The sequence below is a fragment of the Chromobacterium sp. ATCC 53434 genome (assembly GCF_002848345.1).
GTDB lineage: Bacteria > Pseudomonadota > Gammaproteobacteria > Burkholderiales > Chromobacteriaceae > Chromobacterium.
This window is the reverse complement of sequence record NZ_CP025429.1, coordinates 802,258-816,814: the sequence shown is the minus strand read 5'-3', so window position 1 is coordinate 816,814 and position 14,557 is coordinate 802,258. Positions and strand designations below refer to the sequence as shown.

Annotated in this window: 12 protein-coding genes; 4 read left to right on the top strand and 8 right to left on the bottom strand. The window is 65.9% G+C overall.

Features of this window, described 5'->3' with window-relative positions:
• Positions 1-29 precede the first annotated feature (29 nt).
• Entirely contained in the window at positions 30-1,772 is a 1,743-nt protein-coding gene (locus CXB49_RS03800) for an iron ABC transporter permease (protein ID WP_101707155.1), read from the top strand.
• On the top strand, positions 1,765-2,844 hold the full coding sequence (locus tag CXB49_RS03795; protein WP_101707154.1) for an ABC transporter ATP-binding protein: 1,080 nt from the start codon (positions 1,765-1,767) through the stop codon (positions 2,842-2,844). The genes CXB49_RS03800 and CXB49_RS03795 overlap by 8 nt, the downstream gene beginning before the upstream one ends.
• Positions 2,845-2,895: 51 nt before the next feature.
• Here the strand turns inward: CXB49_RS03795 and CXB49_RS03790 are convergent, their stop codons facing one another.
• Positions 2,896-4,293, bottom strand: a complete 1,398-nt coding sequence (locus CXB49_RS03790) for an MFS transporter (protein ID WP_233492928.1) — start codon at positions 4,291-4,293, stop codon at positions 2,896-2,898.
• 101 nt (positions 4,294-4,394) lie between these two features.
• Positions 4,395-6,506 (bottom strand): acid phosphatase, encoded by a 2,112-nt coding sequence (locus CXB49_RS03785; protein ID WP_101707153.1) that lies wholly within the window; start codon positions 6,504-6,506, stop codon positions 4,395-4,397.
• Between the two features lie 162 nt (positions 6,507-6,668).
• On the opposite strand from CXB49_RS03785, the gene CXB49_RS03780 reads away from it, so the two are divergent.
• Both CXB49_RS03780 and CXB49_RS03775 read left to right on the top strand, forming a co-directional pair.
• Positions 6,669-7,916: a cytochrome-c peroxidase gene (locus tag CXB49_RS03780; protein WP_101710590.1), complete on the top strand. Its 1,248-nt coding sequence runs from the start codon at positions 6,669-6,671 to the stop codon at positions 7,914-7,916.
• Between the two features lie 59 nt (positions 7,917-7,975).
• Positions 7,976-8,326: a VOC family protein gene (locus CXB49_RS03775; protein ID WP_101707152.1), complete on the top strand. Its 351-nt coding sequence runs from the start codon at positions 7,976-7,978 to the stop codon at positions 8,324-8,326.
• 78 nt (positions 8,327-8,404) lie between these two features.
• Here CXB49_RS03775 and CXB49_RS03770 read toward each other — a convergent pair whose 3' ends face one another.
• From CXB49_RS03770 to hfq, 6 genes are all read right to left on the bottom strand, one after another.
• Entirely contained in the window at positions 8,405-9,700 is a 1,296-nt protein-coding gene (locus tag CXB49_RS03770; RefSeq protein ID WP_101707151.1) for an adenylosuccinate synthase, read from the bottom strand.
• Between the two features lie 39 nt (positions 9,701-9,739).
• Positions 9,740-10,891: an ATP phosphoribosyltransferase regulatory subunit gene (locus CXB49_RS03765; protein ID WP_101707150.1), complete on the bottom strand. Its 1,152-nt coding sequence runs from the start codon at positions 10,889-10,891 to the stop codon at positions 9,740-9,742.
• Between the two features lie 99 nt (positions 10,892-10,990).
• Positions 10,991-11,875: a protease modulator HflC gene (gene hflC / locus CXB49_RS03760; RefSeq protein WP_101707149.1), complete on the bottom strand. Its 885-nt coding sequence runs from the start codon at positions 11,873-11,875 to the stop codon at positions 10,991-10,993.
• Entirely contained in the window at positions 11,872-13,071 is a 1,200-nt protein-coding gene (gene hflK, locus CXB49_RS03755) for an FtsH protease activity modulator HflK (RefSeq protein WP_101707148.1), read from the bottom strand. The genes hflC and hflK overlap by 4 nt, the downstream gene beginning before the upstream one ends.
• A complete protein-coding gene (gene hflX, locus CXB49_RS03750) occupies positions 13,058-14,188 on the bottom strand; it encodes a ribosome rescue GTPase HflX (protein ID WP_101707147.1) in 1,131 nt (376 codons plus the stop codon). Before hflX ends, hflK begins: the two co-directional genes overlap by 14 nt.
• A 100-nt stretch (positions 14,189-14,288) precedes the next feature.
• Entirely contained in the window at positions 14,289-14,549 is a 261-nt protein-coding gene (hfq, locus tag CXB49_RS03745) for an RNA chaperone Hfq (protein WP_101707146.1), read from the bottom strand.
• Between the last annotated feature and the right edge of the window lie 8 nt (positions 14,550-14,557).

Below are 14,557 nucleotides of genomic sequence, written 5' to 3'. Positions count from 1 at the left end.
CCGGACGCCCACATCCCGGAGTCACCGCAATGAACACCTCCTCCACCGCCGTGCCGCCCCCGGCGGCGCGGCGAACCGCGCCCAGTCATCCGCTGCTCCGCCATCTCTGCTGGCGCAATCTGCTGATAGCCTGCGTCGCGTTGGCCGTCATGGCGCCGTTGTCGCTGGTGCTGTATCAAAGCCTGCTCGACCAGCCATTTTTCATGGCGAAGAAAAACCTGGGCCTGGACGCCTACCGTTTCATCTTCGCCGATCCGGACTTCTGGTCCGCGCTGAAAAACTCGGCGGCCATCGCCGTCGGCATGGCCCTGATCGCCATACCGCTGGGCGGCATGCTCGCCTTCCTGATGGTCCGCACCGATCTGCCCGGCCGACGCTGGCTGGCTCCGCTGCTGCTGACGCCGGTGTTCGTCTCGCCTATGGTGCTGGCCTTCGGCTACGTGGTCGCCATCGGGCCGGTGGGTTTCTATTCGCTGTGGTTCAAGCAGTTGCTCGGCGCGGACGAGCTGCCGTGGAACCTCTATTCGCTGACCAGCATCGCCGTCATCGCCGGCCTCACCCATGTGCCGCACATCTACCTGTACGCCTCCGCCGCCCTGCGCAACCTGGGATCGGACGTCGAGGAGGCGGCGCGGGTGGCCGGCGCCAGCCCGTTCCGGGTGGCGCGCGACGTCAGCCTGCCGATGATCATGCCGTCGCTGCTGTTCTCCGGCGTGCTGGTGCTGTTTCTCGGCTTTGAAATCTTCGGCCTGCCGCTGGTGCTGGGCGATCCGGAAGGCCATCTGGTGCTGGCGACCTATCTGTACAAGCTCACCAACAAGCTGGGCATTCCTTCTTATCACCTGATGGCCGCGGTGGCGGTATGCCTGATCGCCATCACCTTTCCGCTGGTGCTGCTGCAGCGCCGCCTGCTGCGCAGCGCCAACCGCTTCGTCACGGTGAAAGGCAAGGCGGGCCGCCAGCACGCGCTGTCGCTGGGCGCATGGCGCCACCCCGCCGCCGCCGTCGTGCTGCTATGGCTGTTGCTGACCGTGGCCGTGCCCATTTCCGGCATCGCGCTGCGCTCGGTGGTCAGCCACTGGGGAGAAGGCGTCGCTCTCGCCGACGCGCTGACGCTGGAACATTTCACCCTGCTGTTCGAGGAGGACAGCATCGTGCGCGCCATCGTCAACACGCTGGGCATCGGCGTGATAGGCGGCGCGCTGGCGGTGGGTTTCTACACACTGGTGGGTTTCGCCGGCCATCGCCGCCATGATTGGGGCAGCCGGCTGCTGGACTATCTGGTGCTGCTGCCGCGCGCGGTGCCCGGCATCCTGGCCGGCCTCGCCTTCCTGTGGGTGTTCTTGTTTGTCCCTGGCCTGCAGGGCGCGAAGAACAGCATGTTCTCTATCTGGCTGGCCTACACCGTGGTGTGGCTGGCCTACGGCACGCGGCTGGTGCAAAGCGCGCTGCTGCAAGTGGGGCCGGAACTGGAGGAGGCCGCCCGCAGCGCCGGCGCCGGCCCGCGACGCGCCAGCCTGGACGTGACCCTGCCGCTGATCCGCTTCGGCCTGATCTCCAGCTGGCTGCTGATCTTCATGATTTTCGAGCGCGAATACTCGACCGCCGTCTACCTGCTGTCCCCCGGCACCGAAGTCATCGGCTCGCTGCTGGTTTCGCTGTGGGCCACCGGCGCGGTCGACCAGGTGGCCGCGCTGTCCGTGATCAATATTCTGATGGTGGGCGCCGGCTTGGCCGCGGCACTGCGCCTGGGAGTGAAATTGCATGACTAAACTCGTCGTCGACAATCTGTTTCTCAGCTATGACGCCACGCCGATTCTCCAAGGCGTGTCCTTCAGCCTGAACGCCGGCGAGGTCGTTTCCCTGCTCGGCGCGTCCGGCAGCGGCAAGACCACGCTGCTGCGCGCCATCGCCGGACTGGAGCGGCCTTCCGCCGGCAGCATCCATCTGAACGGGCAAGCGCTGTACGACGGCAACGCCGGCCACGATCTGCCGGTGGAGCGCCGCTCGCTGGGACTGGTGTTTCAGTCCTACGCGCTGTGGCCGCACCGCACGGTGGCGGAAAACGTGGCTTACGGCCTCAAGCTGCGCAAGACCGGGCAGCAGGAGATCGCCGACCGCGTCCGGCAGGTGCTGGAGCAATTGGGCCTGGGCGCGCTGGGACAGCGCTACCCGCATCAGCTCTCCGGCGGCCAGCAGCAACGCGTGGCCATCGCCCGCGCCCTGGTCTACAACCCGCCGGTCATCCTGCTGGACGAGCCGCTGTCGAATCTGGACGCCAAGCTGCGCGAGGAGGCCCGCGCCTGGCTGCGCGAGCTGATCATCGAGCTGAAACTGTCCGCCTTGTGCGTCACCCACGACCAGGGCGAGGCGATGGCCATGTCCGACCGCATCCTGTTGCTCAAGCATGGCCGCATCGAACAGTCCGGCACGCCGGCCGAGCTCTACGCCCGGCCCGACACCCTGTACAGCGCGCAATTCATGGGCGCCAACAACACCTTGTGCGCCACCGTCGCCGCCAGCGAAGGCGACAGCGTCACGCTGAACGGCGACGGCTGGCAGTTGCGGGCCACCGCCCGCCACCCGTTGCCGGTGGGCGGAAAAGCCCAGGCGGTGATCCGCCTCGAACGGCTGAGGGTGCGCGACGAGCCGGGCCACAACCGTCTGCCGGCCAGGCTGCTCGCCGCGATGTATCTGGGCGACCGTTGGGAATATCTGTTGCAACAGGGAGAGGGTCGGTTGCGCGCCTATGGGCAGGAGCCCAGGACGGCCGGCGAGTGCTGGCTGGAATTCGGCGAGCTCGACACCTGGGCGTTCGCCGACGCAAGCTCGGACCAGGCCTAGGCTACGGTTCCCCCGGCGAAACGCCGGGGAACCGGCTACGCCCGGCGGCCGTCATTCATGCCCGCCGGATACCTGCTGCCCGGCGTTCCGCTCGAGCTTAAGGAACAGCAGACTGGACAGCGCGGTCAGGCTGCCCATGATCAGGAAAGCCTGGCCGAAGTCTCCGGCCGTCAGTTGCAGATGCCCCTGCCACCAGGACACCGTCTGCAAGGCGAAGGCGCCCATCGTGACGCCGAAGCCGGCCGCCAGTTGCTGCGCCACGCTGGACAGGCTGGTGGCCTGGCTGAGCCTCTCCTTGTCGACGTCGGCGAAGGTGATCGCGTTCAGGCTGGTGAATTGCAGCGAACGCAGGCAGCCGCCCAGCACAAAGGCCGCCAGCATCATCCAGTGCGGCGTGTCGGCGCGGAACAGCACGTACAGCGCCACCGAGCAGCCGGCCAGCAGGCTGTTGACCACCAGCACCCGGCGGAAGCCGAAGCGCTGCAGCACCCTGGCGACGATGGTCTTCATCCCTATCGCCCCCATCGCCGTCGAACAGGTCAGCAGGCCGGATTCGAACGGCGTGAAGCCAAAGCCCAGTTGCAGCATCAGCGGCAACAAGAAGGGGATGGTGCCGATGCCGACGCGGAACATGAAACCGCCGACCACGCCGGCCTGGAAAGTGGGCAGGCGCAGCAACGACAGATCCAGCAACGGATGCTGCTGGCGGCGGTAATGCCATAGATAGGCCAGCAGCAGCGCGGCGCCCAAGCCGGTCAGCCAGATCGAGGCGGCGGCGGACAGCATGTGCCGGCCCTCCGACGCCAGACCCAGCATCAGCATGGACAGCCCGGCGCCGGTGAGGACGAAACCGGCCACGTCCAGCCTGGGCACGCTCTCCTCCGTCAGATTCGCGATATAGCGCCCCGCCAGCGCCATGCCCAGCAGGCCGATAGGAATATTGATCAGAAAGATCCAGCGCCAATGGAAATAGGTGCTGATCAGGCCGCCCAGCGGCGGCCCTATCACCGGCCCCAGCAAGGCCGGCACCGTCAGGTAGCCCAGCGCCCGCACCAGATCAGCCTTGTCCGTGGTGCGCAGAATGACCAGCCGTCCCACCGGCACCATCATCGCGCCGCCTATGCCCTGCAGGAAGCGCGCCAGCACGAAGCCGTGCAGCGAACCGGTGGCCGCGCACAGCAGCGAGCCCAACATGAACACCATGATGGCGGAACGGAAGATGCGGCGCGCCCCGTAGCGGTCGGCCATCCAGCCGCTGATCGGAATGAACACCGCCAGGCTGACCAGATAGGAGGTCAGCGCCAGCTTCAGCGAGATCGGATCGACGGCGAGATCCTTCGCGATCGCCGGCAGCGAAGTGGAAATGACGGTGGCGTCCATGTTTTCCATGAACAAGGCCGTGGCGACGATCAGCGGCGTCAGCATGCCGGAAGCGATTTTCAACTGCATGGCGAATCAGCGGGAAACGAATTGTCAGCTAGTTTATCATCGCCCGCCGCCGCCGTGTTCGCGCCGGCCGGGCCGCCCGACGAACGGGCGGCCCGCGCGGCTTAGCGGAAGGTCAGCGCGGTACTGAAGTCGCCCATCGGCTTGCCGCCGTTCTTCACCAGCCCGACGTCGCGCGCTGTCACGCCCGGTAGAGCCTTCAGTCCGAAGCGGCGGGTCAGGAAACGCAGCACCGAGGCGGTGTCGTACTGGGTATGATCGACATAGCCCTTCTTGGCGAACGGCGAGATCAGGATCGCCGGAATGCGGGTGCCAGGACCCCAGCGGTCGCCCTTCGGCACCGCGGCGTGGTCGTAATAGCCGCCGTTCTCGTCATAGGTCACCACCACCAGCATGTTCTTCCACTGCGGGCTCTGCTGCAACTGGGCGATCACCGAGGCGATGTGGGCGTCGCCATCGGCCACGCTGGCATAGCCGGAGTGCTGGTTCAGATTGCCCTGCGGCTTGTAGAACGCCACCTGCGGCAGCTTGCCGGCCGCGGCGTCGCCGAGGAACTGGCCATCGAAATCCTTCAGGTGCTGGCTGCGGTAGTCCGCCTGCTTCACCGGATCGAAGGTCGCGTAGTAGTTGAACGGCTGATGGTGGGCCTGGAAGTTCGGCACGCTGCCGTTGTAGATATTGCTGGCGTCGGCCAGCGACGCGCTCCAGCCGCCGGCATACCAGGCCCAGCTGATCTTCTTGGCGTCCAGCCGGTCGCCTATCGTCGCCTGGGTCTGCGCCGGCAAGGTGGTGGCCTTGGACGGATCGGCGTACTTGCCGGTCTTGTCGGCCGCCGCCGCGGCGTTGCCGCTGGGCTGGAACGGCGGCTGCATGGTGTTGACCGCGTAGTATTTGCCGGCGGCGTCCTTAGGCGTCAGATTGCTGTCGTTCAGATACTTGGCCGGACCGGACAGGACCGAGGCCGGCGTGCTGGCCGACGGCGTCAGTCGCACGAAGTTGCCCTTGGCGTCGGTGTCTATCGCCGAGATGCTGCCCTTGGCCACCGACTGGTCGGCGTTCGGATATTCCGGCGCGCAGGCGCAGACCAGGTACTGGTGGTTCAGGAAGGAGCCGCCGAAAGCGCCCATGAAGAAGTTGTCGGCCAGCGTGTACTGCTGCGCCAGCTTCCACATCGCCATCTTGCTGCCGTCGTAATAGCCCATGGACAGGCCGCCGGCGTCGGAATAGGCGGCGAACTTGTCGTTGGCGCCGCCGTCGATCTGCATCTGGTTATTGTAGAAGCGGTGCACCAGGTCGCGGGTGATGACCGACTGCGGCACCACCACGCCGGTGCCGTTCAGGCCCGCCGGGTTGTCGATCTGGAACGGCTTGTTGGCGAAGCCTACCGTCTGCGCCTGAGGCAGCGTCACGCTCTGGCCGGCGGCGGTCAGGCCGCCCCAGGTCGGCGGCAGCGCCGGCAGCGTCGAACCGTCGAAATCCTTCTGCGCGACGATCTGGCCCTTCGCGCTGGGGTTGACGCCCGGAATGCCGTTGGCGCCAGGGAACAAGCCGTACAGATTGTCGAAGCCGCGGTTTTCGGCGTAGATCACCACGACGTTCTTGATGTCGGCCATGCCCAGACGCTGGTGCAGGCTGGCCTTCAGGTCGCCGCCGGGACCGGCGTCCTTCACCGCGCTGGCGATGGCGTCGATGTTCTGGTTGATCGCCGCCTTCAGCGTGGCCTTGATGTCGGGATCGCTTTCCTTGTTGTGGTCCGCCAGCACCTTGTCCGGCGTCACGCCCAGGCGGTCCGCCACCGCGTTGCGGGCGGTGTTCAAGTCCATGCCGCCGTCCATCAGGTCGGCCACCTCGGTGCTCAGCGAGCTGACCACCACATTGCCGGCGCCGGCCGGCGCCCGGAAGATCAACGGGTCGCTCACCGGCGTCGCGGTATCGCTGTCCGGATCGTAGCGGACGGCATCGGTGCCGATTTCGACCAGCACCGCGCCATTGCCCTTCAGCGTGAAGGCGCCGTTGGCGTCGGTATAGGTGGACGGCTCGCCGGCGTCGCAACGGCCGTTGCCGTTCTGGTCCAGGCATACCTTGGCATGACGGAAATAACTGCCGGTCACCACACCGCTGGTGGTGGACGAGGCGGAGGAGCCGCCGCCGCCACAGGCGCTCAACACGGCGGCGCCGATCAGGGTCAGCGCGAAGCCACAGCTCAGGCGTTGCATTATTGTTTTCCTTGCGGTTCTAGGGAGAGTGCGGATTATCCCGATCGAATGTTACACTCCATTTACATTTGGTTAATATTTTCCCGCCTTCGAAGCGGTTTTCATATTTCCGTCATTTTTCGGCAGTAGAGTCCCCGCCCACATCCCCGCTTCGTGAACATCATGCGCCACACCTTGATCCGCAGCAGCGCGCTGGCCGCGCTGCTGATCGCCGCGCTGTCCGGCGCCGCACCCAAGCCCGCCTATCTGGGCGCCAGCTACGCCCCGTCCGCCCACCCGGTCAGCGCCGGGCAGTTGGAGGCGCTGGGTCGCCAGCTGTTCTTCGACCGCTCGCTGTCGGCCTCCGGCGCGATGTCCTGCGCCAGCTGTCACAGCCCCAGCCACGCCTACGGACCGCCGAACGGCCTGGCCGCGCAGCTGGGCGGCCGCGACGGCAGGCAGCCGGGCACCCGCGCCGTCCCGTCGCTGCGCTATCTGCAGAACGTGCCGCCGTTCAGCGAGCATTTCCATGACAACGACGGCAACGACAGCGAGGACGCCGGCCCGACCGGCGGCTATACCTGGGACGGCCGCGCCGACTCCACCCACGCCCAGGCCGCGCTGCCGCTGCTGGCCGCCAACGAGATGGCCAACGGCACGCCGGCCCAGGCGGCAAAGCGGCTGCAGGCCTCGCCGGCCGCCGCCCGCTTCCGTGAACTGTTCGGCAAGGACATCTTCGCGCACCCGGCTCAAGCCTTCGACAAGGCGGTGCTGGCGCTGGAAACCTTCCAGCAGAATCCGAAAGAGTTCTATCCGTACGACAGCAAGTACGACGCCTATCTGCGCGGCCAGACCAAGCTGTCGGCGCAGGAGGCCCGCGGCCTGAAGGCCTTCAACGATCCGGCCAAGGGCAATTGCGCCTCCTGTCACCTGAGCCAGCGCAGCGAAAGCGGCGCCTTCCCCGCCTTCAGCGACTTCGGCCACATCGCCGTCGGCGCGCCACGCAATCCGGCCATCGCCGCCAATCGCGACGGCCGCTATTTCGATCTGGGCCTGTGCGGACCGTATCGCGGCGACTTCAAGCGGCGCGCCGACTATTGCGGCCTGTTCCGCACGCCCGGCCTGCGCAACGTCGCCACCCGCCAGACTTTCTTCCACAACGGCGCCTTCCACGACCTGCGCCAGGTGCTGCGCTTCTACGCCGAGCGCGACACCAATCCGGCCAAGTGGTATCCGAAGGGCCGCGACGGCAAGACCGCCAAATTCGACGACCTGCCGGCCCGCTACCAGGCCAACGTCAACATGGAAGCGCCGTTCGGCGGCAAAGCGGGCGGCAAGCCGGCCTTCGACGAAAAGGACATCGACGACATGCTGGCCTTCCTGAAGACGCTGAACGACGGCTACAAACCCGCCGGCCGGGGCAAGAGCTGAGATCCATCGCGCCACGGCGGGCTATGATGAATGATTCAAACCGCCATGGACATCGGACAATGAAAATCCGCCGCATCATCGCCAATTTCGACGTGGATGACCCAGGCCGGGTCGATGCCTTCTATCGCGACGTGCTAGGCCTGGAATTGGTGATGGATCACGGCTGGATCCGCACCTACGCCTCCGGTGCCGCCATGCAGCCACAGATCAGCTTCGCCAGCGAAGGCGGCTCCGGGACGCCGGTCCCGGCCTTGTCGGTGGAGGTGGATGATCTGGAGCAGGCGCTGGCCAGGGTGCGCGACGCCGGCATTGCCGTCGAATACGGGCCCGCCAGCGAACCCTGGGGCGTGCGCCGCTTCTTCATCCGCGATCCGCTGGGCAAGCTGATAAACATCCTGCAGCACGAATGACCGTCCGGGTCGGGAAGCGCGCAAACGAAAAGCCCGCCGAAAACGGCGGGCTTTTTCATCGCTGAAGCCTAGCTTCGCTTACAGACCGAACGGGTGGCGCAGCACGATGGTTTCTTCGCGGTCCGGACCGGTGGACACGATGTCTACCGGGGCGCCGCAAACCTCTTCGATGCGCTTCAGATAGGCCTGGGCGTTGGCCGGCAGGTCTTCCCAGCGCTTGACGCCGACGGTGGTGCCGGTCCAGCCCGGCAGCGTTTCGTACACCGGCTCGCACTTGGTGACGGCGTCGGAGCCGAACGGCAGGATGTCGACCTTCTGGCCATTCAGCATGTAGCCGGTGCACAGCTTGATCTCTTTCAGGCCGTCCATCACGTCCAGCTTCATCACGCACAGGCCGGACACGCCGTTGATCTGGATGGAGCGCTTCAGCGCGGCGGCGTCGAACCAGCCGCAGCGGCGCGGGCGGCCGGTAACGGAGCCGAACTCGTTGCCGCGCTCGGCCAGGAAGGCGCCGATTTCGTTTTCCTGCTCGGTCGGGAACGGACCGGAGCCGACGCGGGTGGCGTAGCCCTTGACGATGCCCAGCACGTAGTTGAGCATCTGCGGCGGCACGCCGGCGCCCGGCGCGGCGGCGCCGGCGACGCAGTTGGACGAGGTCACGTACGGATAGGTGCCGTGGTCGATGTCCAGCAGCGTGCCCTGCGCGCCTTCGAACAGGATAGGCGTGCCGGCTTCGTTCAGGTCGTACAGCGTGCGCGACACGTCGGCCACCATTGGCTTGATGCGCTCGGCCATCTTCATGGTGTCGGCCAGGATCGCCTCGTAGCTAACCGGCTCGGCCTTGAACAGCTGGGTCAGCAGGAAGTTGTAGTAGTCTACGTTTTCCTTCAGCTTGGTCTCGAAGCGGGCCGGATCGAACAGGTCGATGACCTTCAGCGCGCGGCGCGCGACCTTGTCCTCGTAGCACGGGCCGATGCCGCGGCCGGTGGTGCCGATCTTGGCATCGCCCTTGGCGGCTTCGCGCGCCTGGTCCAGCGCGATGTGGTACGGCAGGATCAGCGGGCAACCCTCGGCGATCTTCAGACGGGCCGAGGCGTTGACGCCGGCGGCCTCCAGCTCGTCGATTTCTTTCAGCAGCGCTTCCGGCGACAGCACCACGCCGTTGCCGATGAAGCACTCGACGTCCGGGCGCAGAATGCCGGACGGCACCAGGCGGACGACGGTCTTCTTGCCATTCACCCACAGGGTGTGGCCGGCATTGTGGCCGCCCTGGAAACGCACGACGGCGCGCGCGTGGTCGGTCAGCCAGTCAACGATCTTGCCCTTGCCTTCGTCACCCCATTGGGTGCCAATCACGACAACGTTCTTGGACATTGGAAAAAACCTCTTCTTCAGTCGGATTCAAACAAAAAGTCAGTTAAACGGCGCCAGCTGCCAGCCATCGGCGGCAAGCACCAGCTCGCGGTCGCAGTTCAGCGCGGCCGCGGATTCACCCAGGTAATCGACCACCACCATCTCGCCGCCGGCGCGCAGGCGCGCCACCTCGGCCGCGGCGGCGGGCAGATCGCGCGCCGCGACGCGGATGCCGCGGCTGGAGTCGCGCTCCGGCAGGATGCGCAGCAGGTCGCGCAGATCCAGGCTGAAACCGGTGGCCGGACGGGCGCGGCCGAAGCGGCGGCCGACATTGTCGTAGCGGCCGCCGCGGGCGATCGCGTCGGACCAGCCCGGCGCGTACGCCGCGAACATCAGACCGGTATGGTAGAAGTCGCCGCGCAGCTCGGCCAGGTCGAAGCTCAGCTCCGCCCTGCCCTCCATCGCGCGGGCGATCGCCGACAGCTGCATCAGGCCCAGCTCCACTTCCGGCAGCGACGGCAGCCGGGTGCGCGCCTTCTCCAGCACCGCCGCCGGGCCATACAGCTCCGGCAGCGCCAGGAAGGCGCTCTTGTACGGCTCGGCGACGCCGGCCACCAGCGAGGCGATGCCGGCGGCGTCCTTGTTCTGCAACAGGCCGAACAGCTCGCGGCTCACTTCCGGCGCGAGGCCGGCCGCCGCGGCCAGGCCGCGGTAGATGGCGATGTGGCCGACATCCAGCCTCAGCTGTTTCACGCCGGCGTTCTCCAGCGTCGACAGCATCAGCGCGATGATCTCCAGATCGGCCTCGATGCCGGCATAGCCGTACAATTCGGCGCCGACCTGCAGCGGCTCGCGCGAGCTGGTCAGGCCGGACGGACGGCTGTGCACCACGCTGCCGGCATAGCACAGCCGGGTCACGCCGGTGCGCCCGCCGAGCAGGTGGGCGTCGATGCGCGCCACCTGCGGCGTGATGTCGGCGCGCAGGCCCAGCTGGCGTCCGGACAGCTGGTCATCCAGCTTGAAGGTTTTCAGATCCAGCGTGACGTCGCCCTCGCTGACCAGCGAGTCGATGTACTCGATCAGCGGCGGCAGCACCAGCTCGTAGCCAGCCACGCGGAAGCCTTCCAGCATCGCGGCCTTGGCCGACTCGACCTGGCGGGCGGTGGCCGGCAGGATGTCGGCGATGTATTCGGGTAACAGCCAATTGCGCATTTCGTCTTCAACAGAATAAAAGGCGGGGTGCGACCCGCCTTGTCATCAGCAAACTGGCCAGGTCGCCCCGGCCAGTGTTCTCGTATATCAAATTGTCGCCTACTTGCCCTTGCCCTGTCCTGCCTGCGGATTCTTCAGGTATTTGAAGAAATCGCTGCTCGGATCGAGCACCAGCACGTCGCTCTTGTTCTTGAACGACTCCTTGTACGCGTCCATGCTGCGCCAGAAGGCGTAGAACTCCGGGTTCTTGCCGTAAGCGTCGGCGTAGATCGCCGCCGCCTTGGCGTCGCCGGCGCCCTTCAGCTCCTGCGCCTTGCGGTAGGCCTCGGCCAGGATCACGTCGCGCTGCTTGTCGGCTTCGGCCCTGACGCGCTCGGCGTCGGCTGAACCCTCGCTGCGCAGCTGGCTGGCCACCGTACGGCGCTCGGACTGCATGCGGTCGTAGACGGAACTGCTTATTTTATCCGGAAAATCGACGCGTTTTAAGCGTACGTCGAGAATTTCCACGCCTATTTTACGCGCATCTGCGTCCGCGCGCTTGCGAACCGTCTCCATGACCAGGTCGCGCTGGCCGGAAATGACGTCGGCGACGGTCTTCTGGCCGAACTCGGCGCGCAGGCCGTCATTGATGGTTTGCTTCAAGCGCGCGACCGCGGCGGTCTCGGAACCGACGCTCTTGTAGAACTGTGACACATCCACAACACGCCATTTGACGAAGCTGTCGACCAGCACGTTTTTCTTCTCGCGGGTGTTGAACAGCTCCGGCGCCTCGGCGTCTATCGTCTGCACGCGGCGATCGAAATAGCGGACATTCTGCAGCAGCGGAATCTTGAACTGCATGCCCGGCTCGGAGATCACCTTCACCACTTCGCCGAACTGGAAAACCAGCGCGTACTGGCGCTGATCGACGGTAAACAGCGACAGGCTGGCGATGAACAGCACACCGACCGCCGCCGTCAGCATGGGAATCAGTCTTTCAGTCATCGCTCCGCTCCAAAGAAATCACGACCGCGCGACGCGTCGCGCCCGTTCTTCGCCGCCGGCGGCGAGGCCGGCTGGGCCGGAGTCGGGTTGGCGGAGGACGGCGCCGGCGCGACAGCGGCCGGCGAGGCCATCTGGGTCAGCTTGTCCAGCGGCAGGTAGAGCAGGCTGTTGCCGCCCTTCTGGTCCACCAGCACCTTGCTGCTGTTGTTCATGATCTGCTGCATCATGTCCAGGTAGAGACGGTCGCGCATGACCTTGGGCGCCTTGTTGTATTCAGGCAACACCTGTTTGAAACGCTCGGCATCGCCCTGGGCGCGCTCGACCACCTGCTGCTGGTAGCCTTCCGCTTCCTGCACCAGTCGCGAAGCCATGCCCTTGGCCTTCGGCACCACCTCGTTGGCGTAGGCCATCCCCTCGTTCAGCAGCTTGTCCTTGTCCTGTCCCGCCTTGACCGCGTCGTCGAACGCCGCCAGCACCGGCTGCGGCGGCTGCACGTCGTTGATGTTGACCTTGGCGACTCGGATGCCGGCCCGGTAGCGGTCCAGCACCTCCTGGATCAGCTTGCGGGCGTCGGCGGCGATCTGGGCGCGGCCCTCGTTCAGCACGAAGTCCACCTTGTTGCGACCAACCACTTCGCGGATCGCGGTCTCGGCCGCCTGCTTGACCAGGTCCTTGCCGTCGCGCTCGCGCGCGGCGTTGTTGAACAGGAAGGCGCGCGCGTCCTTGATGTCGTATTGCACCGACAACTGCACGTCGATGATGTTCTGGTCCGATGTCAGCATCAGCGACTCTTCCGGCACGCGGTTCTGCGCGCTGCCGCGATAGCCGACCTCGATGCTGCGCAACTCGGTCAGGTTGACGATCTCGGCCTTCTCGAACGGGTAGGGCGCATGCCATTGCAGGCCGGGCTCGGTCACGCGGTTGTAGCTGCCCAGCCTCAGCACCACGCCCTCCTCGCGGGCGTCAACGATGTAGAAGCCGCTGGCCAGCCACAAGGCGGCCAGCACGCCGGCCACCGCGGCCGCGCCCCTGCCGTACGACGGCGGCGTCGCCGTCCCGCCGGGACGGCCGCCGCCGCCGCCGGGCTTGGCGCCAAGCAGGCGGGAAAGTTTTCTGTTCAGATCACGGAACACTTCATCGAGGTCCGGTGGCCCATTCTGGCCGTTGCGGCCACGGTTCGGGTCATTCTGCGACATGCTCGTATGGTTCTTTATGGTTGTTTGCGGAAACTTGCACCCGTTCGGCAATCGCCTCGCGCAAGAGTTCCAGACCCTCGCCACGCAAAGCCGACACTCGCACCGCGACGATGCGGCCCTCGTCGTCGCGTTCTATCTCCGGCGGCAGCTCGCGCAGGTCGCTCTTGTTCCACACGATCAGCTGCGGGATGCCGTCGGCGTCGATCTCGGCCAGCACCTTGTTGACCTCGTCGATCTGCGTCTCGCGCGTCTCGCTGGCGCAGTCGACCACGTGCAGCAAGAGATCCGCCTGCACCGTCTCCTCCAGCGTCGCGCGGAAGGCCGCCACCAGCGTGTGCGGCAGATCGCGGATGAAACCGACGGTGTCCGACAGCACCACCGAGCAATCGTGATTCAGAAACAGTTTGCGGCTGGTGGTGTCCAGCGTCGCGAACAGCTGGTCCGCAGTGTAGATGTTGGCCTTGGTCAGCGCGTTGAACAAGGTGGACTTGCCGGCGTTGGTATAGCCGACGATGGACACCGAGACGACGCCGGCGCGGTTGCGGCTCCTGCGTTGGGTGCTGCGCTGCTTCTGCACCTGGACCAGCCTGTCCTTCAAGGCCTTGACGCGGATGCCGAGCAGACGGCGGTCGGTTTCCAGCTGCGTCTCGCCGGGGCCGCGCAGGCCGACGCCGCCCTTCTGCCGCTCCAGGTGGGTCCAGCCGCGCACCAGCCGGGTCGACAGATGGGACAGCTGGGCCAGCTCCACCTGCAGCTTGCCCTCGTGGCTGCGGGCGCGCTGGGCGAAGATGTCGAGGATCAGGCTGTTGCGGTCTATCACGCGGCACTGCAGCGCGCGCTCCAGATTGCGCTCCTGGCCCGGCGACAGCGCGTGGTTGAAGATCACCACATTGGCGCCGGTCGCCCGCGCCATGACGGCTATCTCTTCCACCTTGCCCTTGCCGGCGAACAGCGCGGCGTCGGGCCGCTGGCGCTTGCCCTGCACCATGCCCAGGATTTCCACCTTGCTGCCGCGCACCAGCTCGGCGCATTCCGCGACGCTTTCCTGATAGTCGGCATCACCAAAATCCAGGCTGACCAGGATGGCCTGGTCGCCTAAGTCGGGACGATCAAACACTGTTTGCTACACCATATTGAGTACGGCGATAAACGACAAAGGCCGAATGACCACATCCTGGGATGCGGCCAATCGGCCCGATCGGCGGAGCGAAGACGGCTTACGCGTCCTGCGCCTGTTCCTGCTTTTGCACCGGATGTTCGTGCGGGATGTTGACCGGACGGGCCGGAACCACGGTGGAGATGGCGTGTTTGTAAACCATCTGGGTCACCGTATTCTTCAACAGGACGACGTATTGGTCGAAAGATTCGACCTGACCCTGCAACTTGATGCCGTTGACCAGGTAGATGGAGACCGGCACGTGTTCCTTGCGCAGGATGTTCAGGAACGGGTCTTGTAACATTTGCCCTTTAGAGCTCATTCGTTTTT

Coding starts and splice junctions, on each gene's coding strand:
- CXB49_RS03800 (WP_101707155.1), top strand. CDS start 30: ATGAACACCTCCTCCACCGCCGTGCCGCCCCCGGCGGCGCGGCGAACC.
- CXB49_RS03795 (WP_101707154.1), top strand. CDS start 1,765: ATGACTAAACTCGTCGTCGACAATCTGTTTCTCAGCTATGACGCCACG.
- CXB49_RS03790 (WP_233492928.1), bottom strand. CDS start 4,293: ATGCAGTTGAAAATCGCTTCCGGCATGCTGACGCCGCTGATCGTCGCC.
- CXB49_RS03785 (WP_101707153.1), bottom strand. CDS start 6,506: ATGCAACGCCTGAGCTGTGGCTTCGCGCTGACCCTGATCGGCGCCGCC.
- CXB49_RS03780 (WP_101710590.1), top strand. CDS start 6,669: ATGCGCCACACCTTGATCCGCAGCAGCGCGCTGGCCGCGCTGCTGATC.
- CXB49_RS03775 (WP_101707152.1), top strand. CDS start 7,976: ATGAAAATCCGCCGCATCATCGCCAATTTCGACGTGGATGACCCAGGC.
- CXB49_RS03770 (WP_101707151.1), bottom strand. CDS start 9,700: ATGTCCAAGAACGTTGTCGTGATTGGCACCCAATGGGGTGACGAAGGC.
- CXB49_RS03765 (WP_101707150.1), bottom strand. CDS start 10,891: ATGCGCAATTGGCTGTTACCCGAATACATCGCCGACATCCTGCCGGCC.
- hflC (WP_101707149.1), bottom strand. CDS start 11,875: ATGACTGAAAGACTGATTCCCATGCTGACGGCGGCGGTCGGTGTGCTG.
- hflK (WP_101707148.1), bottom strand. CDS start 13,071: ATGTCGCAGAATGACCCGAACCGTGGCCGCAACGGCCAGAATGGGCCA.
- hfq (WP_101707146.1), bottom strand. CDS start 14,549: ATGAGCTCTAAAGGGCAAATGTTACAAGACCCGTTCCTGAACATCCTG.